Source organism: Pseudomonas sp. EMN2, from assembly GCF_009650555.1.
Taxonomy (GTDB): domain Bacteria; phylum Pseudomonadota; class Gammaproteobacteria; order Pseudomonadales; family Pseudomonadaceae; genus Aquipseudomonas; species Aquipseudomonas sichuanensis.
Genome location: NZ_VZZR01000002.1, coordinates 55908 through 81536, shown reverse-complemented (window position 1 = coordinate 81536; position 25629 = coordinate 55908). Strand labels below are relative to the sequence as shown.

The 25629-nt window shown below is 65.1% G+C and carries 31 protein-coding genes; 15 read left to right on the top strand and 16 right to left on the bottom strand.

Annotation, left to right across the window (positions count from 1 at the left end; translation table 11 throughout):
* The coding region (locus F6X61_RS00495; protein WP_153784912.1) for an acetyl-CoA C-acetyltransferase at positions 1-1150 on the bottom strand (1150 nt) is incomplete at its 3' end.
* Between the two features lie 198 nt (positions 1151-1348).
* Here F6X61_RS00495 and F6X61_RS00490 point away from each other — a divergent pair.
* A complete protein-coding gene (locus F6X61_RS00490; RefSeq protein WP_153784911.1) occupies positions 1349-1618 on the top strand; it encodes a PepSY domain-containing protein in 270 nt (89 codons plus the stop codon).
* Positions 1615-2148: a cytochrome b/b6 domain-containing protein gene (locus F6X61_RS00485; protein ID WP_153784910.1), complete on the top strand. Its 534-nt coding sequence runs from the start codon at positions 1615-1617 to the stop codon at positions 2146-2148. Before F6X61_RS00490 ends, F6X61_RS00485 begins: the two co-directional genes overlap by 4 nt.
* A 158-nt stretch (positions 2149-2306) precedes the next feature.
* On the opposite strand, the gene F6X61_RS00480 is transcribed toward F6X61_RS00485, so the two are convergent.
* Genes F6X61_RS00480 through F6X61_RS00465 form a run of 4 tightly spaced genes read right to left on the bottom strand, consistent with a single transcriptional unit; the run spans position 2307 to position 6475 of the window.
* The gene (locus F6X61_RS00480; protein WP_153784909.1) at positions 2307-3425 is read right to left on the bottom strand and encodes an agmatine/peptidylarginine deiminase; all 1119 of its coding nucleotides are present in this window, start codon (positions 3423-3425) and stop codon (positions 2307-2309) included.
* A 4-nt stretch (positions 3426-3429) separates the two neighbouring features.
* The gene (locus tag F6X61_RS00475; RefSeq protein WP_153784908.1) at positions 3430-4524 is read right to left on the bottom strand and encodes an extracellular solute-binding protein; all 1095 of its coding nucleotides are present in this window, start codon (positions 4522-4524) and stop codon (positions 3430-3432) included.
* A gap of 2 nt (positions 4525-4526) precedes the next feature.
* Positions 4527-5423, bottom strand: a complete 897-nt coding sequence (aguB, locus tag F6X61_RS00470; RefSeq protein ID WP_153784907.1) for an N-carbamoylputrescine amidase — start codon at positions 5421-5423, stop codon at positions 4527-4529.
* Positions 5420-6475: an agmatine/peptidylarginine deiminase gene (locus F6X61_RS00465; protein WP_153784906.1), complete on the bottom strand. Its 1056-nt coding sequence runs from the start codon at positions 6473-6475 to the stop codon at positions 5420-5422. Before F6X61_RS00465 ends, aguB begins: the two co-directional genes overlap by 4 nt.
* 134 nt (positions 6476-6609) lie before the next feature.
* Here F6X61_RS00465 and F6X61_RS00460 point away from each other — a divergent pair, with 134 nt between their 5' ends.
* Positions 6610-7461, top strand: coding sequence for a LysR substrate-binding domain-containing protein (locus F6X61_RS00460; protein WP_153784905.1), 852 nt, complete (start codon positions 6610-6612; stop codon positions 7459-7461).
* A 223-nt stretch (positions 7462-7684) separates the two neighbouring features.
* Complete coding sequence (gene fabV / locus F6X61_RS00455) at positions 7685-8884, top strand: enoyl-ACP reductase FabV (RefSeq protein WP_153784904.1); 1200 nt, start codon at positions 7685-7687, stop codon at positions 8882-8884.
* A 79-nt stretch (positions 8885-8963) separates the two neighbouring features.
* On the opposite strand, the gene F6X61_RS00450 is transcribed toward fabV, so the two are convergent.
* The 5 genes from F6X61_RS00450 to F6X61_RS00430 form a co-directional block, all read right to left on the bottom strand.
* On the bottom strand, positions 8964-9305 hold the full coding sequence (locus F6X61_RS00450) for a HopJ type III effector protein (RefSeq protein WP_178125728.1): 342 nt from the start codon (positions 9303-9305) through the stop codon (positions 8964-8966).
* Positions 9298-9594 (bottom strand): DUF1244 domain-containing protein, encoded by a 297-nt coding sequence (locus F6X61_RS00445; protein ID WP_110991715.1) that lies wholly within the window; start codon positions 9592-9594, stop codon positions 9298-9300. The genes F6X61_RS00450 and F6X61_RS00445 overlap by 8 nt, the downstream gene beginning before the upstream one ends.
* A gap of 9 nt (positions 9595-9603) precedes the next feature.
* On the bottom strand, positions 9604-10296 hold the full coding sequence (gene folM, locus F6X61_RS00440; protein WP_153784902.1) for a dihydromonapterin reductase: 693 nt from the start codon (positions 10294-10296) through the stop codon (positions 9604-9606).
* Positions 10297-10372: 76 nt separating this feature from the next.
* Positions 10373-10945 (bottom strand): antibiotic biosynthesis monooxygenase, encoded by a 573-nt coding sequence (locus tag F6X61_RS00435; RefSeq protein ID WP_153784901.1) that lies wholly within the window; start codon positions 10943-10945, stop codon positions 10373-10375.
* 148 nt (positions 10946-11093) lie between these two features.
* A complete protein-coding gene (locus tag F6X61_RS00430) occupies positions 11094-11711 on the bottom strand; it encodes a hypothetical protein (RefSeq protein WP_153784900.1) in 618 nt (205 codons plus the stop codon).
* A 184-nt stretch (positions 11712-11895) separates the two neighbouring features.
* Between F6X61_RS00430 and F6X61_RS00425 the strand changes: the two genes are divergently transcribed.
* Complete coding sequence (locus F6X61_RS00425) at positions 11896-12351, top strand: flavodoxin (protein WP_125462625.1); 456 nt, start codon at positions 11896-11898, stop codon at positions 12349-12351.
* Between the two features lie 92 nt (positions 12352-12443).
* On the opposite strand, the gene F6X61_RS00420 is transcribed toward F6X61_RS00425, so the two are convergent.
* On the bottom strand, positions 12444-13322 hold the full coding sequence (locus F6X61_RS00420; protein WP_153784899.1) for a LysR family transcriptional regulator: 879 nt from the start codon (positions 13320-13322) through the stop codon (positions 12444-12446).
* A gap of 98 nt (positions 13323-13420) precedes the next feature.
* Between F6X61_RS00420 and F6X61_RS00415 the strand changes: the two genes are divergently transcribed.
* From F6X61_RS00415 to F6X61_RS00400, 4 genes are all read left to right on the top strand, one after another.
* The gene (locus F6X61_RS00415; protein ID WP_153784898.1) at positions 13421-13807 is read left to right on the top strand and encodes a CidA/LrgA family protein; all 387 of its coding nucleotides are present in this window, start codon (positions 13421-13423) and stop codon (positions 13805-13807) included.
* Positions 13797-14483 (top strand): LrgB family protein, encoded by a 687-nt coding sequence (locus F6X61_RS00410; RefSeq protein WP_153784897.1) that lies wholly within the window; start codon positions 13797-13799, stop codon positions 14481-14483. Before F6X61_RS00415 ends, F6X61_RS00410 begins: the two co-directional genes overlap by 11 nt.
* Before the next feature lie 182 nt (positions 14484-14665).
* Positions 14666-15571 (top strand): alpha/beta fold hydrolase, encoded by a 906-nt coding sequence (locus tag F6X61_RS00405; RefSeq protein ID WP_153784896.1) that lies wholly within the window; start codon positions 14666-14668, stop codon positions 15569-15571.
* A gap of 115 nt (positions 15572-15686) precedes the next feature.
* Positions 15687-16601: an SDR family oxidoreductase gene (locus F6X61_RS00400; RefSeq protein WP_153784895.1), complete on the top strand. Its 915-nt coding sequence runs from the start codon at positions 15687-15689 to the stop codon at positions 16599-16601.
* A gap of 298 nt (positions 16602-16899) precedes the next feature.
* On the opposite strand, the gene F6X61_RS00395 is transcribed toward F6X61_RS00400, so the two are convergent.
* The gene (locus F6X61_RS00395; RefSeq protein ID WP_153784894.1) at positions 16900-17682 is read right to left on the bottom strand and encodes an IclR family transcriptional regulator; all 783 of its coding nucleotides are present in this window, start codon (positions 17680-17682) and stop codon (positions 16900-16902) included.
* Between the two features lie 194 nt (positions 17683-17876).
* On the opposite strand from F6X61_RS00395, the gene hmgA reads away from it, so the two are divergent.
* From hmgA to maiA, 3 genes are read left to right on the top strand one after another with little or no spacing between them, the layout of a single operon-like run.
* Positions 17877-19178 (top strand): homogentisate 1,2-dioxygenase, encoded by a 1302-nt coding sequence (gene hmgA / locus F6X61_RS00390; RefSeq protein WP_153784893.1) that lies wholly within the window; start codon positions 17877-17879, stop codon positions 19176-19178.
* Positions 19179-19181: 3 nt separating this feature from the next.
* A complete protein-coding gene (gene fahA, locus F6X61_RS00385; RefSeq protein ID WP_153784892.1) occupies positions 19182-20474 on the top strand; it encodes a fumarylacetoacetase in 1293 nt (430 codons plus the stop codon).
* Positions 20475-20486: 12 nt separating this feature from the next.
* Entirely contained in the window at positions 20487-21119 is a 633-nt protein-coding gene (gene maiA / locus F6X61_RS00380) for a maleylacetoacetate isomerase (protein WP_153784891.1), read from the top strand.
* Here maiA and F6X61_RS00375 read toward each other — a convergent pair.
* A complete protein-coding gene (locus F6X61_RS00375; protein ID WP_153784890.1) occupies positions 21113-21919 on the bottom strand; it encodes a SirB1 family protein in 807 nt (268 codons plus the stop codon). The genes maiA and F6X61_RS00375 overlap by 7 nt on opposite strands.
* 124 nt (positions 21920-22043) lie before the next feature.
* Here F6X61_RS00375 and F6X61_RS00370 point away from each other — a divergent pair, with 124 nt between their 5' ends.
* Positions 22044-23063 (top strand): Glu/Leu/Phe/Val dehydrogenase dimerization domain-containing protein, encoded by a 1020-nt coding sequence (locus tag F6X61_RS00370; protein WP_153784889.1) that lies wholly within the window; start codon positions 22044-22046, stop codon positions 23061-23063.
* Between the two features lie 233 nt (positions 23064-23296).
* Here F6X61_RS00370 and F6X61_RS00365 read toward each other — a convergent pair whose 3' ends face one another.
* A complete protein-coding gene (locus F6X61_RS00365) occupies positions 23297-23560 on the bottom strand; it encodes a YebG family protein (protein ID WP_012274138.1) in 264 nt (87 codons plus the stop codon).
* Between the two features lie 240 nt (positions 23561-23800).
* Here F6X61_RS00365 and F6X61_RS00360 point away from each other — a divergent pair, with 240 nt between their 5' ends.
* Both F6X61_RS00360 and F6X61_RS00355 read left to right on the top strand, forming a co-directional pair.
* Positions 23801-24271 (top strand): phosphate-starvation-inducible protein PsiE, encoded by a 471-nt coding sequence (locus F6X61_RS00360; RefSeq protein WP_110991698.1) that lies wholly within the window; start codon positions 23801-23803, stop codon positions 24269-24271.
* A gap of 128 nt (positions 24272-24399) precedes the next feature.
* The gene (locus F6X61_RS00355) at positions 24400-24702 is read left to right on the top strand and encodes a hypothetical protein (RefSeq protein ID WP_153784888.1); all 303 of its coding nucleotides are present in this window, start codon (positions 24400-24402) and stop codon (positions 24700-24702) included.
* 20 nt (positions 24703-24722) lie between these two features.
* On the opposite strand, the gene F6X61_RS00350 is transcribed toward F6X61_RS00355, so the two are convergent.
* Entirely contained in the window at positions 24723-25007 is a 285-nt protein-coding gene (locus F6X61_RS00350) for a DUF3509 domain-containing protein (RefSeq protein ID WP_153784887.1), read from the bottom strand.
* A gap of 126 nt (positions 25008-25133) precedes the next feature.
* Complete coding sequence (locus tag F6X61_RS00345) at positions 25134-25481, bottom strand: HPF/RaiA family ribosome-associated protein (RefSeq protein ID WP_110991697.1); 348 nt, start codon at positions 25479-25481, stop codon at positions 25134-25136.
* Between the last annotated feature and the right edge of the window lie 148 nt (positions 25482-25629).

Below are 25629 nucleotides of genomic sequence, written 5' to 3'. Positions count from 1 at the left end.
GCCCACCACCGATACACAACGTGGCCAGACCTTTCTTGGCATCACGCTTGATCATTTCATGCAGCAAGGTCACCAGCACCCGGCAGCCTGACGCACCAATCGGGTGGCCCAGGGCAATGGCGCCGCCGTTGACGTTGACCTTGGCCGCATCCCACTCCAGCTGCTTGCCCACCGCCAGCGCCTGGGCGGCAAAGGCTTCGTTGGCCTCGATCAGGTCCAGCTCGCCCAGCTGCCAGCCGGCCTTGGCCAGGCAACGCTGGGTAGCCGACACCGGGCCGATGCCCATGATCGCAGGGTCCACGCCGGCACTGGCGTAGGCGGCGATTTTGGCCAGCACCGGCAGGCCCAGGGCCTTGGCTTTGCTGGCGCTCATCAGCAGCACCGCGGCGGCGCCGTCGTTGAGGCTGGAGGCGTTGCCGGCGGTGACGCTGCCGTCCTTCTTGAACGCGGCGCGCAGCTTGCCGAGGGACTCGGCGGTAGTGCCGGCGCGCGGCTGCTCGTCGGTGTCGAACACCAGCGGCTCGCCTTTTTTCTGCGGGATGTGGATCGGGGTGATCTCATCCTTGAAGCGCCCGGCCTCGATGGCCGCCACCGCCTTGCGCTGCGACTCGGCGGCGAAGGCGTCCTGCTGCTCGCGGGTGAGGCCGTATTTTTCCACCAGATTTTCGGCGGTGATGCCCATGTGGTAGTCGTTGAAGGCATCCCACAGGCCGTCGGTGATCATGCTGTCGACTAGCTGGCCATGGCCCATGCGTTGGCCGGTGCGGGCCGAAGGCAGCACGTAGGGCGCCAGGCTCATGTTCTCCTGGCCGCCGGCGATCACCACTTCAGCGTCGCCGCAGCGGATGGCCTGGGTAGCCAGGTGCAGGGCCTTGAGGCCCGAGCCGCAGACTTTGTTCAGGGTCAGCGCCGGCACTTCATAGGGCAAGCCGGCCTTGACCGCGGCCTGGCGGGCGGGGTTCTGCCCGGCGCCGGCAGTGAGCACCTGGCCGAGGATCACTTCGTCGACCTGGGCCGGGTCCAGCTGGGTCTGGGCCAACAACTGGCGGATCACCGCAGCGCCCAGCTCGACAGCGGACAGGTTGGCCAGCGCCCCTTGGAAACTACCGATGGCAGTGCGGGTGGCGGCGACGATGACGACTTCGTTCATTGTTGTTCTCCGGGGTACGCTCATGATCGCCACAGCATCCCTGCCGGGCGCTGATTTGAGAAGTTTGTTTTTCTTTGCCATTGATCCGAAATTCAAATGAATGAACAGCGGCGGGCCACGCCTGCGCTGGGCGCAACTAAGCTTGGCATCAGCTTCGGGGGACAGTGTTTGCCAACCACCAGATCGGAGCTTCCTGCCATGCGCTACTCAGTGATTGCCATCACCCTGCTGCTCGCCAGCGCCACCAGCTACGCCAGGACCGAATGCACCACGGCCGACCGCAGCACCTGGCAGGATGCCGACAAGTTCCAGGCCCAGCTCAAGGAGCAGGGCTACAAGATCAACAAGTTCCAGATCACCAAGGGCAACTGCTACGAGATCTACGGTTTCGACAAGGACGGGCGCAAGGTCGAGATCTACCACGACCCGGTCACCGGCAAGGCGATCAAGAGCGAGATCCATAAGTGACCGCCAGCGTGCGCCTGTGGGACCCGTTGCTGAGGTTGTGCCACTGGTCCCTGGCGCTGGTGTTCTTTGCCGATTATTTCTTCAACGAGGCCGGTGACGACTGGCACCAGTGGCTGGGCTACTACGGCGGTGCGTGCCTGGTGCTGCGCATTGCCTGGGGGTTTGTTGGGCCGCGCAGTGCGCGCTGGACGGACTTCTGGCCCACGCCTACGCGGTTGAAGGTGCATGCGCTGGCGCTTTGGCGTGGCGAGCGCTTTCACCGCATGGGGCATACGCCGATCGGCGCGCTGGTGATGGTGCTGATGATGACCGGCATCGCCAGCCTGGGCGTGACCGGCTGGATGATGCTGGAGGTGGATGCCCTGTGGGGCGCCGAATGGCTGGAGACGCTGCACAGCTGGCTGGCCGACGCGGTGCTGGCGCTGGTTGGCGTGCACCTGCTGGCGGCGCTGGTGGAGAGTGTGCGGCTGAGGGAGAACCTGCCGTTGTCGATGGTGACCGGGCGGCGGCGCTCGCCCGAGGATCCTTGAAAGGCTGGGGGCCATCGCGGGGCAAGCCCGCTCCCACGCACCGCCGCTCCCACGCAAGCATCACTATGACTGTGGGCTGCCCCCAAGGGTTGGATTGGTGTCCAACTTATTGGAGGCGATGCTTACGTGGGAGCGGGCTTGCCCCGCGATGATCGTGCCTACACCGCCGGGCACTGGTTGGTAACGCAATGGATGCCGCCGCCACCCGCCGCAATCGCATCGATATCCAGCTGCACCACCGTGCGCCCCGGATACAACTTCACCAGCAACGCCCGGGCCTTCTCATCGGCACTGCGATCACCAAACTGCGGCGCGATCACCGCGCCATTGATCACGAAGTAGTTGATGTACCCCGCGGCAAAGTCCGGGTTGCCCTTGCTGAACTTGTTGCTGCGCGGTTTCAACGGCGGCGACATCGTATGCACCTGCAACTTGCGCCCATCGGCGTCGGTGGCGTTCTGCAGAATTTCCAGGTGCTTGCGGGTCACCGCGTGGTCGTAGGAATCCGGGTCGTTGTCCAGGTTCGCCACCACCACGCCGGGCGCCGCGAAGCGCGCATAGAAGTCCACGTGGGCATCGGTGATGTCCTTGCCCTTGATGCCCGGCAACCAGATGATTTTGCGCAGCCCCAGGCGCGCCTTCAGCTCCTCTTCGACCTCGGCCTTGCTCCAGTCGGGGTTGCGGTTGCGGTTGATCCAGCTGCTTTCGGTCATGATCCCGGTGCCGTGGCCGTCCACTTCGATGCCGCCGCCTTCGCCCACCAGCTCGCTGCGCTGGTACTGGGCACCGGCCAGCTTGGCCACCCGCGCCGCCAGCTTGGCGTCGTACCGGTGCTGCTGCTTGCCGCCCCAACCGTTGAAGTTGAAGTCCACCGCGCCCAGCGCGCCATCGTCGTCCAGCACCAGGTTGGCGCCGATGTCGCGCATCCAGATGTCGTCCAGCTCGGTTTCGACATAGGTGATGTTGTGGTTGCCGCACTCTTCCTCGGCGATATCGCGTTCGCTGGCGCGGCAGAACACCGTCACCGGCTGGTAGGCGGCGATGGCCCGGGCGATACGGCCCAGCGCGGCCTGCACGTCTTCGGTGAAGTCTTCCCAGATGGCATCCTGGGCGCCGAAGGCTATGTAGGCGCACTGCTGCTTTTCACCCTCGTCGGGCATGAACCAGCGGCCGGCCTCGGCAGCGCGGGCGCTGCCCAGGGGCAGGCCGAAGCTGGCGACGGCGCTGACGCCGGCGACCACGCTGAGCTGTTGAAGGAAGGTGCGGCGAGTGGGCATGGGGTCAGTCCTGTGCAGTCTTGAAACGGGTCCAGACACGCATGCGCGCACGCATGTCGGCCTGGGGGATGTCCTTGCCGGGGATCAGCCGGGCATAGGTAGCTTCGTCAAGGTAGATATCGGGGTTGTCGCGCAGCCGGGCGTCCACCAGTGGGCGCGCCTTGGCGCTGGAGGTGGGGTAACCGGTGGTGCTGCTGATCGCGGCCATGTTCTCCGGGCGCATGACGAAGTTGATGAAACGATAGGCGTACTCGGGGTGCTTGGCGTCGGCGGGGATGGCCATGGTGTCCATCCACACCGTGGTGCCTTCGCGGGGCACGCGGTACTGGAAGTCGATGGCCTTGCCGGCGGCTTCGGCGGTGCGCTGGGCCTGGATCACGTCGCCGCTGTAGCCCAGCGACAGGCAGATGTTCTGGTTGACCAGCTCGGTCACCGGTTGCGACTGCAGCTTTTTCACATAGGGGCGGATGCCCTTGAGCAGTTCGCTGGCGGCGGCCAGGTCTTCGCGCTTGGCGCTGCGCGGTTCGCGGCCCAGGTAGTGCAGCACCACGGCCAGCACTTCGTCGGGCGAGTCGATCATCGAGATGCCGCAGTCGGCGAACTTGGCCGCCAGCTCCGGCTTGAACAGCAGGTCGAGGCTGTTCAGCGGGGCGTCGGGCATGCGCTCGCGGATCTTCTTCGCGTCCATGGTCAGGCCGATGGTGCCCCAGGTGTAGGGCACGGTGGCCTGGCTGGCCTTGGGGTACTGGTCGTGCAGTTTGCGCAAGCTGGGGTCGATGTCGTCCAGCGCGGTCAGCTGGCTGCGGTCGAGCTTCTGCAGGCTGCCGGCGCGCATCAGCCGTTCGGCCACGGTGTCGCCGGGGAACACCAGGTCGTAGCCGCTGCGCCCGGACATCAGCTTGGCTTCCAGTACCTCGCTGCCGTCCATGACGTCGTAGATCACCGGGATACCGGTTTCGGCGGTAAAGCGCTTGAGCGTGTCTTCGGCGAAATAGTCGGCCCAGTTGTACAGGCGCAAGGCCTCCTGGTCGGCCTGGGCGAGGCCGGCGCAGGCCGCCAGCGCGGCGATGGCCAGCAGTTGTGATGGACGGCGTGGCATGGTCAGGCCCTCTCGGTTTGAGGTGTGCGGCCGTCGAGGGTCATCAGCGGCGCGTACAGGTCGGGGCGGCGGTCACGGTAGACGCCCCAGCTCAGGCGGTCCTCGCGCATCTGCGCCAGGTCCAGGTCGTGCAGCCACACGCCACTGCTGGCGCGGTCGGCTTCGGCGAGCAGGGCGCCTTTGTGGTCGCAGATGAACGACGAGCCGTAGAAGCGCATCGACAGGCTGCTGTCACTCTTGGCCACTTCCTCGCCGACCCGGTTGGCGGCGACCACCGGCAGCAGGTTGGCGGCGGCGTGGCCGCGCATGGCGATTTGCCAATGATCGCGCGAATCCAGCCCGGCGGCGCCGGGCTCGGAGCCGATGGCGGTGGGGAACAGCAGCACTTCGGCGCCCATCAGCGCCAGGCAGCGGGCGGTCTCGGGGAACCACTGGTCCCAGCAGATGCCGACGCCCAGGCGGCCGAAGGCGGTGTCCCAGACCTTGAAACCGGTGTCGCCGGGGCTGAAGTACTCCTTCTCCTGGTAGCCGATGGCGTTGGGGATATGGCTCTTGCGGTACACCCCCAGCAGCGTGCCGTCGGCGTCGGCCACGGTCAGCGAGTTGAAGAAGGCGTTGCCGGCGCGCTCGTACCAGCTCAGTGGCAGCACCACGCCCAGCTCCTTGGCCAGGGCGGCGAAGCGGCGCAGCAGCGGGCTGTCGTGGTAGTCCTCGGCCAGGGCCTGGTGGCTGTGGCACTGCTCGATGCAGAAGTACGGCGTGGCGAACAGCTCCTGCAGCAGGATCACCTGGGCGCCGTCTGCGGCGGCCTGGCGTACCAGTTGCTCGGCGCGGTCGAGGTTGCCGGGCACATCCCAGCTGCAGGCCATCTGGGTGGTGGCGATGCGCAGGGTGCTCATGGGCGCTCTCCTTGCAGCGGCCAGGCCGGCTGCTGCTGGGTGATGCAGTGGATGCCGCCGCCGCCGTGGGCGATATGGTCGATGCGCACCGGCACCACTTCGCGGCCGGGGAAGGCATGGGCGAGCTGATCGGCGGCGGCCTGGTCGGCGTCGATGCCGTAGGCCGGCATGATCACCGCGCCGTTGGCCAGGTAGAAGTTGGTGTAGGAGGCGCAGAACACCTCGGCCTCGGTGTCCACGGCCGCCGTGGCCTCGTAGAGGTCGAGCAGCTCGAATTTGCGGCCTTGGGCGTCGCTGGCCAGCTCCAGTGCACGGCGGTTTTCGCGGACCACTTCGGCGTACACCGAACCCTGGTCATGGGTGGCATCCACCAGCAGCACGCCGGGGCGGGCGAAGGCGCACACGCCATCGACATGGCCGTCGGTCATGTCACCGGTCACGTACTGCGGATCGCCCGGCAGCCAGATGGTCTTGCGGATGCCCAGCAGGCGGGCGAAGCAATCCTCGAACTCGGCCTTGCTCAGGCCCGGGTTGCGGTTGGGGTTGAGCAGCACCGATTCGGTGGTGATCAGCGTGCCTTCACCGTCCACATGAATGGCGCCGCCTTCGTTGCACAGCGGGGTGCTGAAGCCTTCGAGGCCGAGCTGGTCGAGGATGCGCCGGGCCAGGCTGCGGTCCTTGCCGTGTTCGGACTTGTTGCCCCAGGCGTTGAAGCGCCAGCTCAGGCCGGCCACGCCTTGCTGCGGGTGGACCAGGAAGCTCGGCCCGCTGTCGCGGCACCAGCTGTCGTCCACGGCCAGCTCGATCAGCTCGATGCCAGGGCCGCACAGGTCGCGGGCGGTGGCCATGGCGGATGGATCGACCACCATTTTCACCGGCTCGAAGCGGGCAATAGCGGCGGCCACTCGGGCGTAGTCGCGCTGCACATCGGCCAGGGTCACGCCCCAGCCCGATTCCCAAAGCGGTTGGTTGTGCGGCCAGATCATCCAGGTGGCGGCGTGGCGGGCCCATTCGGCAGGCATGCGCCAGCCGCTGTCGTGGGACAGGGTCATAGTGAACTCCGATCTATTAGGGATTTTTATCAACGAAGCCCGCCGTCGCGGGTGTTGGTGCCAATGTTATGGCTGGGAAGTTGGGGCGACAAACGATAGATTTAGCGTATTTCTGATCAGTCAGGCTTATCAGCATGCTCAAGCATTGGCCCCCGCTCAACGCCCTGCGCGGTTTCGAAGCCGCTGCCCGCCTGGGCAGTTTCCACAAGGCCGCCGAGGCCCTGAACCTCACCCAGTCGGCCATCAGCCAGCAGATTCGCAGCCTGGAAAGCTACCTGGAGCAACCGCTGTTCCACCGCACCGGGCGCAGCGTCAGCCTTACCGATGCCGGGCATGATCTGCTCAGCACCACCCAGACCTTGCTGCAGCAACTGGCGGTGGGCATCCGCCGGTTGGACCAGTACCGCAAGCCCAACCAACTGGTGGTCAACACCACCCCGGCGTTCGCTCGGCACTGGCTGCTGCCGCGCCTGGGGGATTTTCACCAGCGTTATCCAGAAGTGGACCTGTGGCTGTTCACCAGCTTCGAGGTGCCGGACATGGCCAGCGAGACCATCGACCTGGCGATCCGCGATGACATTGGCGCCCAGGCTGAATGCAGCTTCAGTGTGTTGCACCAGGACCTGCTGTACCCGGCCTGCCATCCGGACCTGGCCGAGCAGGGGCGCACCACCTTGCATGGCGAGCGGGAGATGGACTGGAGCCACTGGCAGGTCGAAGGCGGCGAGGATGTCGGGCAGCAGGGCAAGGGGCTGAATTTTTCCGACCCGGGGTTGCTGCTGGAGGCGGCGGGCGAGGGGCTGGGGATTGCCCTGGTCAGCCAGCTGCTGGCACAGCGCTTGGTGGAGCAGGGGCGTTTGCAGGCGTTGTCTGCCCAGCGTGTGCGTGGGCCGGCGTGGAGTTGCCTGGTGCATCGCGACAGCCAGGATGACCCGCAGGCGCGGCGCTTTCTGGAGTGGTTGAAGGGGGGACTGGTGCAGGATTGATGGCCCTATCGCGGGGCAAGCCCGCTCCCACGCCAACCTTGCGTTTGCAGGTATAGCGTGGGAGCGGGCTTGCCCCGCGATAGGGCCGCTGGTGTTTTGCAACGATCCGATCACCCCGTAATATGTGTCGGATATCCCACGAGGGTAGTCTCACCCTCTAGATCAAACGGCAGCGCCCCAAATCCGGCCGCTGCCCCAGCCTAAACCTGACGAGGTACAGACATTGGCCATCATTCATCCCAAGGTTCGCGGTTTCATCTGCACCACGACTCACCCAAAGGGCTGCGAGCTCAACGTCCGTGACCAGATCGAAGCCACCCGCAAGCTGGGCGTGCGCGAGGATGGTCCGAAGAAAGTCCTGGTGATCGGCGCCTCCAGCGGCTACGGCCTGGCCGCCCGCATCACCGCGGCATTCGGCTTCAAGGCCGACACCCTGGGCGTGTTCTTCGAAAAGCCGGGCACCGAGACCAAGGCCGGCACCGCCGGCTGGTACAACGCCGCCGCCTTCGACAAGTTCGCCAAGGCCGAGGGCCTGTACAGCAAGTCGATCAACGGTGACGCCTTCTCCGACGAAGCCCGCGCCAAGGTCATCGAGCTGATCAAGAACGAAATGGGCGGCCAGGTCGATCTGGTCATCTACTCCCTGGCCTCGCCGGTGCGCAAGCTGCCGCAGACCGGTGAAGTGATCCGTTCGGCGCTCAAGCCGATTGGCCAGCCGTACAAGTCGACCGCCATCGACACCAACAAGGACACCATCATCGAGGCCAGCATCGAGCCGGCCACCGAGCAGGAAATCGCCGATACCGTCACCGTGATGGGCGGCCAGGACTGGGAACTGTGGATCGATGCCCTGAACGCCGCTGGCGTGCTGGCGCCGCAGGCCCGCACCGTGGCCTTCAGCTACATCGGCTCTGACATTACCTGGCCGATCTACTGGGACGGCGCGCTGGGCAAGGCCAAGCAGGACCTGGACGAAACCGCCCAGCGCCTGGGCAAGAAAGTCGGCGGCAGTGCCAACGTTGCGGTGCTGAAGTCGGTGGTTACCCAGGCTAGCTCGGCGATCCCGGTGATGCCGCTTTACCTGTCGATGGTCTTCAAGATCATGCAGGAGAAGGGTATTCACGAAGGCACCCAGCACCAGCTGGACCGCATGTTCCGTGACCGCATGTACCGTGCGGACGGTGCGCCGGCTGCACTGGACGACGAAGGTCGTCTGCGTCTGGACGACTGGGAACTGCGTGATGATGTGCAGGACGCCTGCCGTGCCATGTGGCCGAAGGTGACCACCGAGAACCTGTTCGAGCTGACCGACTACGCCGGTTACAAGAAGCAGTTCCTCAACCTGTTCGGTTTCGAGCGCGCTGACGTCAACTACGACGAAGACGTGGCCACCGATGTGAAGTTCGACTGCATCGAGCTGTAATCGCGTTTGACCCCATCGCGGGGCAAGCCCGCTCCCACGCCAAGCTCGTGGGAGCGGGCTTGCCCCGCGATGCGGATTGTCAGGCCAGGCGCGCCAAAGGCTGCGCGGCAAACTTCACCCCCGCCAGCCCATGCTTGATCAGCGCACGGATATTGCCATGGTCACTGCCCTCGGGCGTGGCCACCACGCTGCGGTAGTGCTCGCCAAAGGCCAGCAGCGCTTCCTGGTCGCTCAAGCCTTCCAGCAAGGCCAGGCCCAGGGTCTTGCACGAACCTTCGTTCTGCCCGGCAGCGTTGTGCACGTCACCGTTGTCGAAGGCCTGTGGCTGGTAGCTGTAATTCGCGGCGATGAACGCCAGGGTGTCGGCAAACACATGTTCGCCGCTGGCGAGGCTGCTGCGCAGGGTGTTCAGGTCAGTCACGGGGTTTTCCTTGTTCGAACGCCGCCTGTTGCTCGGCGCTGGCTTCTTTCTGGTATTGAGCTTTCCACTCGGCGTAGGGCATGCCGTACACCGCTTCACGGGCGTCGTCCATGCTCAGGTCGACCTGGCGCTCGTCGGCGGCGGCCTTGTACCACTTGGACAGGCAGTTGCGGCAAAAGCCGGAGAGGTTCATCAGGTCGATGTTCTGCACGTCGGTGCGCTTTTGCAGATGGTCGACCAGGCGCCGGAACGCGGCGGCTTCGAGTTCGAGCTGTTGCTGGGGAGTCATGGCGGTCTCTCAGGTCATGCGGTTCTTCAGATGGCGGCCACCGTTGATGACCACCTGGCTGCCGGTGCTGTACTGGCTGTGCAGCAGGAACAGCACGGCGTCGATCAGTGGGCGGGCGCCGGGTTCGAACTCCAGCAGGGCTTTTTTCAGTGTCTGCTGGCGATAGTGCTCGTCGCCACCCTCCTTGAGGATCAGCAGGCCCGGCAGGATACCGTTGACGCGCACCGTGGGCGCGTACTTTTCGGCGAACGACAGCACCATGTTCTGCAGCGCGGCCTTGGTCGCGGCATAGCCGATATGGCTCTTGCTGCCGCGCGAAGAGGTCTCGTCGCAGATATGGATGATGTCGGCCTTGTCCACCTTGCCCAGCAGCTCACCCAGCGCCAGGTTGAGGTGGTAGGGCGCCTCGACGTGCAGGCGGAACATGGTGTCGAGGTTGTCCAGGCCGTCGTCGAGCCACAGCGAGGCGTTGTGGATGATCGCGCGCAGGCCGTCGTAGTGGTTGTGCAGGTGGTCGATCAGGGCCTGGCGGTCGTCGGCGTTGGTGAGGTCGGCCTGGAACTGCTGGATGTTCGGGTGCGCCGCCTGTGCATTGAGGCTGCGGCTGGCGCTGACCACCGTATGGCCGGCCTGGGCCAGCTCCAGTGCCAGGGCCAGCCCGACACGCTGGCTGGCACCGGTAATGAGGATAGGGCTGTTCATGTTCGGGGCGGTCTGTCATCTGTCCGTGCGTGATGCCCCAGCATACCCGAACTGCACCGCCTTGCGAGCCCGTGCCTCAGCGGCTGCGCAGGCCCTCGGCACGGTCTGCGGCCGAGCGTGGCGCGGCGTTCAGCCAGCCGGCCAGCAGGCGGGTCGACAGCGGGATGAACAGGTACACCATGAGCGGCGTCAGGGCCAGGGTGCTGAGCAGCACCCGCGGCAGCAGGTCGAGCGGCGCGAGCCAGTGGCCGAACAGCAGGTTGAACAGCAACGAGACCGGGAAGAACGCCAGCCAGATGGCCGTGGCCTGCTTCCAGCGCGGCGGTTTTTGCACCATGTTGGTGCCGAACCAGTCGTCGATGCCGCTGACGCGCCTCTCTTTGGGGCGTTCGAACAGGCCGTCACCGCGCTGCAACCAGGTGCGACGCGAGGCCGAATGCTCCCAGGCGTGCAGCGTTTGCTCATTGGTAAAGCGGAAGATGATCTGGAAATCATCGCCTTCGGCAGGCGGGGCGAGGATGCCTGAGCCCAGGTAGCCGGGGAAGTCGGTGGCGAGCTGTTCGCCTTCGTGCAGCCAGGCCAGCAGGTCCTGGTAGCGGCCATGGGCGGCGCGGCGCGACACCATCAAGGTGACGGGGTGGGTAGACATCGTGTATCTCCTGGCGACGGGGCTGGCGGGTAGCCGGCCCCTTGGCATGCGGCCCGGGGTGGTGGGCGGCGCAGGCATGCTTGCAAGAATCGGGCGCGGATTATCGCCGATCGATCATGACCCGTCAGTTTCAACGGGCGGACGCTCGTCAGAAGTTGGCTTGGGCGTGCAGTTCGGGGTGAGCCTGCCGATGGGCCTGAAGAATGTACTCACGCAGGCGCTCGATCTCTTCGGCCGGCGTGTGCGACAGGTCGTAGGCGGCAAGCCTCGGGCCGATGCGCCGGCGCAACACGCCGTGCAGGCCGATCGGCGGGATGTCCTCGGCGGCGAAGTGCAGCTCGAAATGCGCCGGCGCCTTGCTCTGCCCGTGGATTTCCACCAGCACGCCCTTGAACGAGATATCCCGTACCCACAGGTCGCTGGCCTGGTGGTGGTCGTCGAGCAAGGCCGCCGGTTGCTCCAGCGACAGGCGCCACGGTCGCAGCATAGGGCCGTCTTCGTAGATGTCCGGTGAACCCAGCTGCAGGTGCAGGGCGTGGAACTCGTCTTCGACCAGTTGCAGGGGGAAGCTCAACTGCTGGTTGTTGAAGCTGGCCTGCAGCGTGACCTGTTCATTGGCCACCAGGCGGGTGAGCAGGTCCTTCAGCCGACGGTCGCCATTGACCAGCAGGCTCGACATGGGGTCGGCCAGGTTCAACTGCGGCGAGTGCTGCATGTTCTGGATGAAATCCAGCTCGTCCTGGGAGAGAAGGGCGTCTGCTTGCATGGTCGAACTCGAGGAAGCGATCGGTAATGGCGATTACGTCAAGGGGGTGGACAGTGGCTTATGCGTTTGGTTCAGGTCACTGGTCGGATTGTTTGCGCGGCTGTGACTTTAGCGGTAGGCGGCCTTTTGCCACTGTCGGGTGCTAGTATCCTACGCTTTCACTCAGTTTCGGAATCCTCACCTGATGAAAGTCGCCATTATTTCCGGTTCGGTCTATGGCACCGCCGATGAAGTCGCCCGTCATGCGGTGTCGCTGCTCAACGCTGCTGGCCATGAAGCCTGGCATGCAGGCCGTGCCACCCTGCAGGATATCGAGGGCTTTGCCCCGCAGGCCTTGCTGGCGGTGACCTCGACCACCGGCATGGGCGAACTGCCCGACAACCTGATGCCGCTGTACAGCGTCATTCGCGATGTGCTGCCCGCCGCCTGGCGTGGCTTGCCGGGTGCCGTGATTGGCCTGGGCGACTCCAGCTACGGCGATACCTACTGCGGTGGTGGCGAGCAGCTTCGTGAGCTGTTTGCCGAGCTGGGCGTGCGTGAGGTGCTGCCGATGCTGCGCCTGGATGCCAGCGAAACCGTGACCCCGGAGGCCGATGCCGAGCCGTGGCTGGCAGAGTTTGCCGCTGCCATTCAGGGCTGAATGCCATCGCGGGGCAAGTCGCAGCGGCGCACCGCCGCTCCCACGCCCCTGAACCTGCATTACGTGGGAGCGGGCTTGCCCCGCGATGGCGTTCAGCTGTGCTCTCGCAATAAAGCCAACCACGCCTGGGCGGCCCGTGACAGGTACGCCCCGCGCCGCCAGATGAAGGCGATGTCCCACCGCAGGTCGCCCGGCGCGCGCAATGGCAAACGCACCACCCCGGGCCGCTCCAGGCCCCGCGCGACCACCCGCGGCAGCAGCACCACCCCTTGGCCCGCCGCCACCAACGAGGCAAGGAAATCCGCCTGGCCACTGCGCCCGCCTTCCTTCGGGGTAAAGCCTACCTGCTGGCAAGCGCTGAGCAGCCGGTCATTGAGCATGAAGCTGCGTTGATACAGCAGGAACGGCGTATCGGCCAGTTGCGCCAGATCGACCTCGGCCTGGCCCGCCAGGGCATGCTCGGCGGGCAGCAGGGCATCCAGCGGCTCATTGCAGAAGGGTTGGTAGTCGAACGCCGGGTCGCTCGGCGTCAGGCTGCCGCCCAGCTCCAGCTCGCCGCTCTTCACCGCCTGCTCGACCATACGGCTGCCGCCTTCGAGCAGTTGCACGGAAATCTGCGGGTAGCGCCGCCGGTACTCGGCGAACAACCCGGCAAACAGTGCATCACTGCCCAGCAAGGGCAGGCCCAGGCGCAGCTCGCCACGGGCCATCTGGCCAAGGTCGTCCAGCTCGTTGAGCAGTTCCTGGCGCTGGCGCAGCAACACTTCACCACGCTCCAGCACGATGCGCCCGGCGGCGGTCAGCAGCAGCTGCGAACCCTGGCGCTCGAGCAATGGCTGGCCGATGGCCTGTTCCAGCTGGGCGACCTGCTTGCTCACTGCCGACTGGCTGATGTGCAGGGTGCCCGCGGCCTGGGTGAAGCCACCCCGGTGAACCACTTCGATGAAGCTGCGCAGCTGTTTGAATTCCATGCTATGGATTCCAATATGGAATGGCGAGCAGTCTAACAATTCGCTTTTGGCCTTTGCGACCGACTTTTAAACTGGGCACGTTGTCGAGGACCCTGCCCATGAACCCTGCATTACTGAAAAAAACCTGCCGCCTGCTCGTTGAGCTGGCGGTGCTGCTGGCCTTGTTCCTGATCGGCGGCCAGCTCGCGGCCTGGCTGGGCTGGCCGATCCCCGGCGGGGTGATAGGCCTGGCGCTGCTGCTCATGCTGTTCGCCACAGGCCTGTTAAAGCCCGCCACCCTGCAATTGGGTGCCGGCTGGCTGATGGCCGAGATGCTGTTGTTCTTCATCCCCGCGCTGATGAGCCTGTTGGACTACGGCAGCCTGTTGCGCAGCGAAGGCTGGCGCATCCTGCTGGTGATCGCGGTAAGTACCCTGCTGGTGATGGTGGTCACCGCCACGACGGTCGAACTGGTGTGTCGCTGGAGGCTGCGCCATGAACCCTGAAGCCAAGTCATTGTTCTGGCTCGCGCTCACCCTGGCCGCCTATGTGGGCAGCCGCTGGCTGTACCGGCGCAGTGGGCGCTACCTGCTGTCGCCGCTGATCCTGGTGCCGACGTTGCTGCTGGCGGTGGCCGTGCCGCTGCACACCGCCTACGCCGAATACGCGCGCAACACCCATTGGCTGATGGGCGTGCTGGGCCCGGTGACGGTGGCCTTCGCCGTGCCGATCTGGCAGCAGCGGGCACTGTTGGCGCGGCACTGGCCCGCGTTGCTGGTGGGCATGCTGGCCGGCAGCGTCGCCTCGATCGGCAGTTCCTGGGGGCTGGCGCACCTGCTGGCGCTGGACGAGTCGGTCAGCCTGTCGTTGCTGCCACGCTCCATCACCACCCCGTTTGCCATGCCGGTGGCCCAGGATCTGGGGGGTGTACCGGAGCTGACCGCGGTGTTCGTGATGTTCACCGGCGTGCTGGGGGCGGTGTTCGGCGGTGTGCTGCTGCGCTGGCTGCCGCTGCGCACACCGTTGGCGCGGGGCGCGCTGTTCGGTGTCGGCGCCCATGGTGCGGGCGTGAGCCGGGCCCAGGAAGTGGGCCGCGAAGAGGGTTCGGTGGCCGGCCTGGTCATGGTCCTCACCGGGCTGCTCAACCTGTTTGCCGCGCCGCTGCTGGTGTTGCTGTTCTGACCGTTCGTGCCACTGACTCGCACGGTCATCAGGCTGGCTGCAAAGGCGACTTAACACCTTCGTATTGGCTTCTAGACTGAGCCTCGACATAGAGAGCACATGTATGTGCCGAGGTAACTTGCAATGAACGCAGCCTTGCCCTATTCCGACACTCAAACACCAATACCACCGGGACGACCCTGATGCCTCTGGCCGAGATTCCATTGTGCGTCTGGCGCACCCGGAGCCAGGGTTTCACCTTCCGGGGCCAGAGCATCCGCTACTGGACGGCAGGGCAAGGAGAGCCTCTGCTTTTATTGCACGGTTTCCCCACCGCCAGCTGGGATTGGCATTACTTGTGGGTACCGCTCACCCAACGCTTTCGCGTGGTGGCCTGCGACATGCTTGGCTTCGGCGATTCGGCCAAGCCCGCAGACCACGACTACAGCCTGCTGGAGCAGGCTGACCTGCAGCAGGCGCTGCTGGAGCACCTGAAGATCGACCAGCCGGTGCACCTGCTGGCCCACGACTACGGCGGCAGCGTCGCCCAGGAGCTGCTGGCCCGGCACCACGAGCAGCGCCTGCAGATCGCCAGTTGCGTGTTCCTCAACAGCGGCCTGTTCCCCGAGAGCTGTCGCGTGCTGTTGATCCAGAAACTGCTGCTCAGCCGCCTTGGCTGGCTGGTGGGGCGCTCGTTCGGGCGCGACGACCTGGTGCGCAATGTCACCCAGGTCTACGGGCCCTGCACCCATCCCAGCGAAAGTGCGCTGGACGACTGCTGGAGCCTGATCGCCGCCAACAGCGGCCAGCGCATCCTGCACAAGCTGATCAACTTCCTGCCTGAGCGCCGGGCGCAACGCGAGCGCTGGGTCGGTGCCCTGCAGCGCGAAGGCGTGCGGCTGCGTTTCATCAATGGTGCGGTCGACCCGTTGTCCGGCGCGCACATGGTCGAACGCTACCGGCAAGTGGTGCCCGAGCCGGACACCGTGGTGTTGCAGGGCATCGGCCACTACCCGCATACCGAAGCGCCGGTGCAGGTGCTGCGCCACTACCTGGCCTTTCGTGAACAACCGCTGAGCTACGTGCCACAGAAAATCGCCTGGTCGTGACCGGGCGATCATCGCCATGGGTTATCCCCCGGCATTCGCCGGGGCGCGCTTGATTGTCGGGCGGCGAGGGCTGGCCGACACTGCGCGCATCCTTCATCTGCCTGGAGCCTTGAGCATGAGCGAACCGGTAAGTCTGCAAGATCGCGTGGTGATCGTCACAGGGGCCGGTGGCGGCCTGGGCCGGGCCCATGCACTGCTGTTCGCCAGGCACGGGGCGAAGGTGGTGGTCAACGACCTGGGTGGCAGCAGCCATGGTGAAGGCGCCAACGTGTCGGCGGCTGACCGGGTGGTGGAAGAAATCCGCGCCGCTGGCGGCACGGCGGTGGCCAACCATGACTCGGTGACCGATGGCGCGCGCATCGTCGAGCAGGCCCTGGACAGCTTTGGCCGGGTCGATGTGCTGGTGAACAACGCCGGCATCCTGCGCGACAAGACGTTTCACAAGATGGAAGACAGCGACTGGGAGCTGGTGTACCGGGTGCATGTCGAGGGCGCCTACAAAGTCACCCACGCCGCCTGGCCGCACCTGCGCGCGCAAAACTGGGGGCGGGTGATCTTCACCTCGTCCACCTCGGGCATCTACGGCAATTTCGGCCAGGCCAACTACGGCATGGCCAAGCTCGGCCTGTACGGCCTGACCCGCACTCTGGCCATCGAAGGGCGCAAGCATGACGTTCTGGTCAATGCCATCGCCCCCACCGGCGGTACCCGCATGACCGAGGGGCTGATCCCGCCCCAGGTGTTCGAGCAGCTCAAGCCCGAGCTGATCAGCCCGCTGGTGGTGTATCTGGGCAGCGAGCAGTGCCAGGACAGCGGCCAGCTGTTCGAGGTGGGCGGTGGCTGGGTGGGCAAGGTGCGCTGGGAACGTAGCCAGGGCGTGGGCTTCGATCCGCGAGAGGGTTTCACCCCGGAGCAGGTGGCGGCCAACTGGGGGCAGATCGGTGATTTCGAAGGCGCAAGCCACCCGCAGGACAGTTTCCAGGCGCTGCAGCAGATGATGGCGAATCTACAGAAGTATCCGTCGGCTTGAAGCTGTTTCGCTGTCACCGGATCAGCAGATTCTTGCAGGAATAAAAAAGGCCGCTGCAAAGGCAGCGGCCAATCGAGACGTTAGATCAAGGAGCTTCAAAATCAACGTCGGTGAACCTGGGCGGGCGCGAAAGGCGGGGGGGAGAGCCCTTCGTGCCGGCCAGTGAGGTAAGAATAAGCGCTTGATCCTGTGGGAAAAATAGCCGCTTGTGACATTCACCTTTACGTTTCGGGTAAAAGTGCCGGGCGAACCATAGCCAGGCGAATTGACCAATAAAAGTAATGCTTTGTAAGCATTCTTATTGGTTTGTGCCGTATCCCATCCGCCAGCTTGTGGCTTGGGTAGCGGCGAGCAGGCGCCGGGCGGCCGGGCCGTTTTCGTCGGCATGGAAGATCGAAGTTGGCCCGACCACGGTCATCACCGCGGCGATCTGGCCCATGGCGTTGAACACCGGCGCGGACAGCGCGTCCACGCCCGGCATCAGCAGCCCGTGCACATGGTGCAGGCCACGCTGGCGGATTTGTGCCAGCAGCGGCACGTAGTCATCGCTGCTCTGATTCAGGGCTTCCAACTCCCGGTCGCGCAGTTCGACGGTCTCGCGCTCTGGCAAGTGGGCCGCGAATACCAGGCCGGTGGACGAACTGAGCAGCGGCAGCACCGAGCCCATCTGGGTTACCACCGTCACCGCGCGCACTGCCGGCTCGATGCTCACCACGGTCGCACCCTGGTTGCCCCACACCGCGATGAAACAGCTTTCGTTGAGCTCGTCGCGCAGTTGCGACAGCGGTAGTGCCGCCACTTTCAGCACATCGATGCTGCCCAGCGCCGCCATCCCCACCCGCAAGGCTTCACGGCCCAGCCCGTAGTGGTTGGTGGCCGCGTCCTGTTCGGCGAACCCGCTTGAAATCAGGGCCTGCAGGTACCGGTGGACCTTGCTCGCCGGCATCTGCACATGTTCGGCAAGGCGCGACAGCGAGGTGGAAGGCGAGAGTTCGGCCAGGGCCTTGAGGATGTCGGTGCCGACTTCCGCCGAGCGGACCTTCTGTTTGCCGTTGTCGGTGCTGGTGCTGGCTTTGGCCATGAGGGGGACGTCTATCCAGATTTTACGGGGTGGCGCCTTTATAGCTTGACGCCTGCAAGCGAGCAAATTACGTTATTCGTAATCTGATTACGAAAATAACAATGCAGACGCGCTGCCGCCCCAGGTGCCGGTTTCAGGATCGGGCTTCGCAGCCAGCTGCCCATGACGGCTCTGAGCAGCCCGGAGGCAACGAGATGACCCGCGACACCTCACCCGAACTTGAGTACCTGAGCGGTTTCGGCAACGAATTCGCCAGCGAAGCCTTGCCCGGCGCGCTGCCGGTCGGGCAGAACTCGCCGCAGAAGGCGCCCTACGGGCTGTACGCCGAGCTGCTGTCGGGCACCGCGTTCACCATGGCTCGCAGCGAACTGCGCCGCACCTGGCTGTACCGCATTCGCCCGTCGGCATTGCACCCACGCTTCGAGCGCCTGGAGCGCCAGCCGCTGGCCGGCGCCCTGGGCGCCATCACCCCCAATCGCCTGCGCTGGAGCCCCCAGCCGATCCCATCCGAAGCCACCGACTTCATCGAAGGCTGGTTGCCGATGGTGGCCAACTCGGCGGCGGAAAAGCCGGCTGGCGTGAGTATTTACATCTATCGCGCGAACCGCTCCATGGAGCGGGTGTTCTTCAACGCCGACGGTGAGCTGCTGCTGGTGCCCGAACAGGGCCGCCTGCGCATCGCCACCGAGCTGGGCGTGCTGGACGTGGCGCCGCTGGAGATTGCGGTCATCCCGCGTGGCATGAAATTCCGGGTCGAACTGCTCGATGCCCAGGCCCGCGGCTACATCGCCGAAAACCACGGTGCGCCGCTGCGCATCCCGGACCTTGGCCCGATCGGCAGCAACGGCCTGGCCAACCCGCGTGACTTCCTCACCCCGGTGGCCCACTACGAAGAAACCAACGGCCCGGTGCAACTGGTGCAGAAATTCCTCGGCGAACACTGGGCTTGCGAGCTTTCGCACTCGCCGCTGGACGTGGTCGCCTGGCACGGTACCAACGTGCCGTACAAGTACGACCTGCGCCGCTTCAACACCATCGGCACGGTCAGCTTCGACCATCCCGACCCGTCGATCTTCACCGTGCTGACCTCGCCCACCAGCGTGCACGGCATGGCCAACATGGACTTCGTGATTTTCCCGCCGCGCTGGATGGTGGCCGAGAACACCTTCCGTCCACCATGGTTCCACCGCAACCTGATGAACGAATTCATGGGCCTGATCCAAGGCGCCTACGACGCCAAGGCCGAAGGTTTCCTGCCGGGCGGCGCTTCGCTGCATGGCGTGATGAGCGCACACGGGCCGGACGCCGAAACCTGCGACAAAGCCATCGCCGCAGACCTCGCGCCGCACAAGATCGACGACACCATGGCCTTCATGTTCGAGACCAGCCAGGTGCTGCGCCCGAGCCGCCAGGCCCTCGACAGCCCGCAATTGCAGGCCGACTACGATAGTTGCTGGGCCACCTTGCCGAGCACCTTCAACCCGAACCGGAGATAACCGATGAACCACACCGCCATTGCCCGTAGCTGGGTCGAGCACGCCAACGGGCACAGCGACTTCCCGCTGCAGAACCTGCCGCTGGGCATCTTCAGCCGCCCGGGGCAGGCGCCACGTTGCGGCGTGGCCATCGGCGACGCCATCCTTGATCTCGAGGCCGTGCTGGCCGCTGGGTTGTTCGAAGGTGAGGCCAAGGCCGCAGTCGAGGCCACCAAGGGTGGCGCACTGAATGCCTTCTTTGCCCTCGGCCGCCCGGCGCGGGTCGCCCTGCGCGAGCGCCTGCTGGTGCTGTTGGGCGAGGGGAGCGAACACCAGGCCGCGCTGAAAGCTGCCTTGTATCCCGCCAGCACCTGCCAGTTGCACCTGCCGGCGAAGATCGGTGACTACACCGATTTCTATGTGGGCATCGAGCACGCCAAGAACGTCGGTAAGCTGTTCCGCCCGGACAACCCGCTGCTGCCCAACTACAAGCACGTGCCGATCGGCTACCACGGTCGCGCCTCGACTATTCGCCCCTCCGGTGCCGATGTGCGCCGGCCCAAGGGCCAGACCCTGCCGGCCGGGCAGACCGAGCCAAGTTTCGGCCCCTGCGCGCGCCTGGACTACGAGCTGGAGCTGGGCATCTGGATCGGCCAGGGCAATGACCTGGGCCAGCCGATCCCGATTGGCGATGCCGCCGAGCACGTGGCCGGCTTCTGCCTGCTCAACGACTGGTCGGCCCGCGATATCCAGGCCTGGGAGTACCAGCCGCTGGGGCCGTTCCTGTCCAAGAGCTTCATCAGCACCGTGTCGCCCTGGGTGGTGACTGCCGAAGCGCTGGAGCCGTTCCGCTGCGCGCAGCCGGCGCGCCCGGAGGGTGACCCGCAGCCACTGTCGTACCTGCTGGACACCCGTGACCAGGCCGGTGGCGCCCTTGATATCGAGCTCGAGGTGCTGCTGCTGACCGAGCGCATGCGCGAGCAGAACCTGCCTGCCCACCGCCTGACCCTGAGCAGCACCCGCAGCATGTACTGGACCGTGGCACAGATGGTTGCCCACCACAGCGTCAACGGTTGCCAGCTGCAGCCGGGCGACCTGTTCGGTTCGGGCACCCTGTCGGGCGCCACGCCGGGCTCGTTCGGCAGCCTGCTGGAGATCACCGAGGGCGGCAAGCACCCGGTGGAGCTGGCCAGCGGCGAGGTGCGCAAGTTCCTCGAGGACGGTGACGAGGTCATCCTGCGGGCCCGTTGCGTGCGCGATGGCGTAGCCAGCATCGGCTTCGGCGAGTGCCGCGGCACCATCGTCGCGGCCAACTGAGGGGGCAGGGCGATGGAGCTGTTTACCTACTATCGGTCCACTTCGTCGTACCGGGTGCGCATCGCCCTGGCGCTCAAGGGCCTGGATTACCAGGCCTTGCCGGTCAACCTGCTCAAGGGCGAGCAGCGCGGCGGTGACTATCTGGCGCTCAACCCGCAAGGGCGGGTGCCGGCCCTGCGCACCGACGGCGGCGAGCTGCTGGTGCAGTCGCCGGCGATCATCGAGTACCTGGAGGAGGTTTATCCACAGCCGGCGCTGCTGCCGGCCGCTGCCGAGGCGCGCGCCAAGGTGCGCGGTGTGGCGGCGATCATCGGTTGCGACGTGCACCCGCTGCACAACGTCAGTGTGCTGAACCAGTTGCGCCAGTTGGGGCACGATGAGGCGCAGGTCAATCAGTGGATCGCCCACTGGATCGGCCAAGGGCTGGCGGCAGTGGAGCAATTGATCGGCGATGAGGGCTTCTGCTTCGGTGCCACGCCGGGGCTGGCCGATGTCTACCTGATCCCGCAGCTGTACGCGGCCGAGCGTTTCAACATCGACCTGGGCGGCTACCCGCGCATTCGCAGGGTTGCGGCGCTGGCCGAGGCGCATCCGACGTTTGCCAAGGCCCACCCGGCGCGGCAGGTGGACACGCCGGTTCAGTGAATCGAGCGCTTGGTCGACGGTAGTTGGCCGAGCCGTTCGCTCAGTTTCAGGCGCTGGATCGGGTCGTCGGTCAGCAGCAGCGCATGCTCCAGGTCGAAACGCTCGGCCTGGGGGCACTCAAGGTGCTGGTAGAGCGTGGCCCGGGCCAGGTAGTCACTGACCTGCACCGGGCCCAGCTGCATCACCCGTTCGGCATCGATGAGTGCGGCAAGGTCGTTGTCGTTGCTGCTGTGCAGCTGGCGCAGGTTGCGTGACAGGCGCTGGAGCATCTGCATCGGTGAGGCGCTGCGCAGGTGTTCGGCACTCAACGGCAATTGCGCGCCGAACTGGCGGGCGAGCAGTTCGCGGCAGTCGTTGGGGTAAAGACGGCGCCCGCCGCAGGGATCGAGCAGGTGATCGGCCCCGGGCACGCGCAGCAGAAAGTGGCCGGGAAAGTTGACCCCTTCGAGCGGGATCGACAGCTGCCGGGCCAGCTCCAGGGCGAGGATGGCCAACAGCAGCGGCTGGCCACGGCGGCGCTGCAGCACCTTGTCCATCAGCGCTACGTGCGGGCGCAGCGGGTGGTACTCATCCTGCTGGAAGCCCAGGGCGTTGAGCTGGCGCAGCAGCGGCTGGGCCAGTTCGTTCAGCGGCAGCATCGGCAGATGGCTGCTGACCTCGCGCTGCAGTTCGTGCACGCGGGCCAGGCCGATCGAGGGGTCGACGCTGTGGTCGTGTTCGGCGGCTATCCACAGGGCGGCTTCCAGCAGGGCGGCCGGTTCGCGTTGCAGGCAGGCCAGGCAGGCTTGGCGTGGGTTCATGGGGACTCTCCGTCACGCTTGTACTATTAGCCCTGGCGCCGGCTTTCGTCCAGTGGTCCGCCTGTGCGGCGGCCCCGATGCACCTGCCTATACTGGTAGGAGCACCTCTCGGGGGAGCCCGTCGATGTTCGCCCTCATGCAAAGCACCCGCACCCAGTCACTGCACCTGTTCATCGACCCGCCCACGGGGCTGAAGGCCGTGGTGGCCATTCACAGCGAACACCTGGGGCCGGCCATGGGCGGTTGCCGCTACCTGCCCTATGCCGATGACGAAAGCGCCATGACCGATGCCATCCGCTTGGCCCAGGGCATGAGCTTCAAGGCCGCCCTGGCGGGGTTGCCGATGGGCGGCGGCAAGGCGGTGATCGTGCGTAACCCGCATGTGGAGAACCGGGCGGCATTGTTTGAAGCTTTCGGCCGTTTCGTGGACACCCTTCAAGGCCGCTTCATCACGGCCGTGGATAGCGGCACCTCGACCCTCGACATGGATTGCATTGCCCAGTCCACACCCCATGTCACCAGCACCACCGCATCGGGCGATCCCTCGCCCCATGCGGCGATGGGGGTGTTTGCCGGTATCCGCGCAACGTCCATGGCACGCCTGGGTAGCGACAACCTGGAAGGGCTGCGGGTGGCGGTGCAGGGCCTGGGCAATGTGGGCTATGCGTTGGCCGAGCAACTGCATGCGGCGGGTGCCGAGTTGCTGGTCAGTGACCTGGATGCGGGGAAGGTGCGCCTGGCGGTGGAGCAGCTCAATGCTCACCCGGTGACCAATGATGCGTTGATCAGTACTCCCTGCGATATCTTCGCGCCCTGCGGGGTAGGGCCGGTGCTGAACGGGCAGAGCGTGATGCAGCTGCGCTGCGCGGCGGTGGCGGGCTCGGCCAACAACCAGCTGACCACCTTGCAGGTGGCCGACCAGTTGGAGAACCGCGGGATACTGTATGCGCCGGATTATGTGATCAATGCCGGCGGGTTGATCTACGTGGCGTTGAAGTATCGTGGTGAAGAACTGGGTACCATCACCGCGCACCTGGCGCGGATACCCACGCGGTTGACCGAGGTGTTTGCCCATGCCCAGGCCGAAAAACGCTCACCGGCCCGGGTGGCGCAGATGCTGGCGGAAAAGCTGCTCTACGGCTGAAAAGGCTAGCGCTAGCGCTCCAGGTTGCGCTGGTGCGACGAGCGCATGGCTTGAGCATGGGTTGAACGTGGGAGCTTCTGTCTTTGTAGGTTTATTGCGTGGGAGCGGGCTAGCCCCGCGATTGCGTTACCTGGTTACATGGCACCGGCTTCGCCGGTGTTCGCGGGGCAAGCCCGCTCCCACGCAGCGCTCGGATCAACAAGGTTTATGCCATGGGCGGGGCCGTGCCGATTTCACTCGGCAGCTCCGCCTTCGAGCAGTTCTGCCAGCGCATCCGGCTGGCTCTTGAACGCGCGGGCGAATACATCGCGGTTCTTGGCCATGTAGATACCGGCTTCCTCGACCTGCTGTTCGCTCAGCGACGGCACCGCTTTGTGCAGCACTTCAGCCAGGCGCTCGGCCAGTTCGAGCATCTTGTCGTGACGATCTGCTTCGGCCTTATCCATGAACAAGCGCTCCGGGTCGCGGCTGCTGCGGTACACCACTTCGACGGCCATTCATCACCTCTATGCCTTTTTGCTGGTTGGGGTATTAACTGTATTTTTATACAGTACAGGTGAAGGCCTACCCACTGCAACCACGGTGATGGCCATTCGCAGGCAAAAAGCGTAGCCCACAGGTGCCCTGCGGCAATCGGCCGCCTTCCAAGGCAAGGGCCTGGCCCTTTAACTGCATGGCACAACAAATGTCACAGGCGTGACGCACCATCCTTCAGCCGTATCGGGGAATCGAACATCGTGAACACCAAATGGGCAGACAAGCTGCGCAAGGGCCTGCATGGCTCCGCCGACTCGCTGGGCAACCTGTGCGTGGAGGCATTCCACTACCTGGCATTGTTCGGCATCGGCGCGATCACCGCCTATGCGGCGGTGGTGACCTTTCTGGACATGCTGGGCAAGGGCGGGGTCAGCGTCGATGACATCCTGCTGCTGTTCATCTACCTGGAGCTGGGGGCGATGGTGGGGATCTACTTCAAGACCAACCACATGCCCATCCGCTTCCTGTTGTACGTGGCGATCACCGCGCTGACCCGCTTGCTGATCGGCGATGTCTCGCACCACAAGGCGCCGGATGTCGGGCTGCTGTACGTGTGTGGCGGTATCCTGCTGCTGGCGTTCGCCATCCTGGTGGTGCGCTATGCCTCCTACCGCTACCCGTCGACCAAGGTGCTGGACGCCAACGGCAAGGAAGTGGACGAGGGCAAGTGAGGCACCGGATTCGGCGTGGCGTTAGATGGTTACTGCATTCGCATCGATCGGTGACGTTTGAATGAACTCCAGCCGCGAGCAGTCATCGCGACAAACGTCGCGAGCTCTGCGTGCTGTTGGAGAAATGCATGAATCTAGATTTCGAAGCCGTCAACGCCCACCTCGAGCAGGTCTGCCTGCCACTGGGAATAGACCCGCACGCGGTGTTCCTGAATCAGATTGCCGATGTGATCGGTGAGCAGATCGTGATGTCGCGCTCGCTGCCGGAGGAAGTCCTGCATCATCTGGAGCAGGGCGTCGAGCCCACTTACGACCAAGGGTTGCATGGGCTGTTCAGTGCCCCTGAAACCTTCGATGCGGCATTCCGTGTACACAACCTGCGGCTGTCAGGCGTCGAGCGTGTCATTCGCGATCTGCTGGAGCAGCGCTGAGCACCGACGCGGGGCCTCGCCTAGACCGCCACAGGTGATCGATGGCCAGGATCGCGGGTCAGTGCGGCCAGCACTTGCAGCGGGTTCTGGCCAAGCTCGATGGCCAGGCCCAGGCGGATACTGTCGATGACCCGCTGCAGACGCACCGGGTCGTTGCGCTGGGCCGCGCTGATCAGACGCCTGGCAACCACGCCGCTGTCGTCGGAGAGGGTCAGCATTATGCTGCCATCGAGGCGCTCGATGCTCAGGTTGACCCGGTATTCGGGGGCGAATGCAGCGCTGATCTGGTCGAAGGGGTTGTTCATGGTCGAGGCCTGCAATGAATGACTGCAGGAGTTGACCGGGGCATGCCAGGGTTGGTTCAGGCCCGCTGATCGGTGCAAACGAAAACGCCCGGCGCAAGGCCGGGCGTTTTATCTATGACGGTTGGATCAGGCGTCCGGGTCGCTCAGCTCAAGCACGCCACGTTTACTGCGCAGTTTGCCGTAGAAATGTTCCAGTGCGTGGTTGAGCTTGTTGGCGGCGCCATCGACCGCCTGGTCCAGCGAAGTGGCGGTATGGGTCACGGAAATCGGTTGGTGGCCTTTGGGGCGAGCCTCCATCTGGCAGCGTTTGTCGTGCGGTCCGGGCTTGGCGCCGTTCTCGTCGCGCAAATGGACTTCGATGCGGGTGAGGTCTTCTTCGTAGCGCTCGAGGCTGCTGTGCAGCGTGGCGCGGACCCACTCGTCGAGACGGTTGTTGCCTTCGAAATGGTTGCTGCTGTTGACCTGGATTTGCATGACTTCAATCCTTATTCAGCTTGCTCGCGGGAGGCACTTTCAAGCCACTGAGGGCGTTGGTCTTTTTGCGCCTCTTGACTCTAAGGTCAGGCATCCGCGCGACGAATTCAACCCCTTGCGCAAGAAAAATTTCCTGTTGCAAAAATCC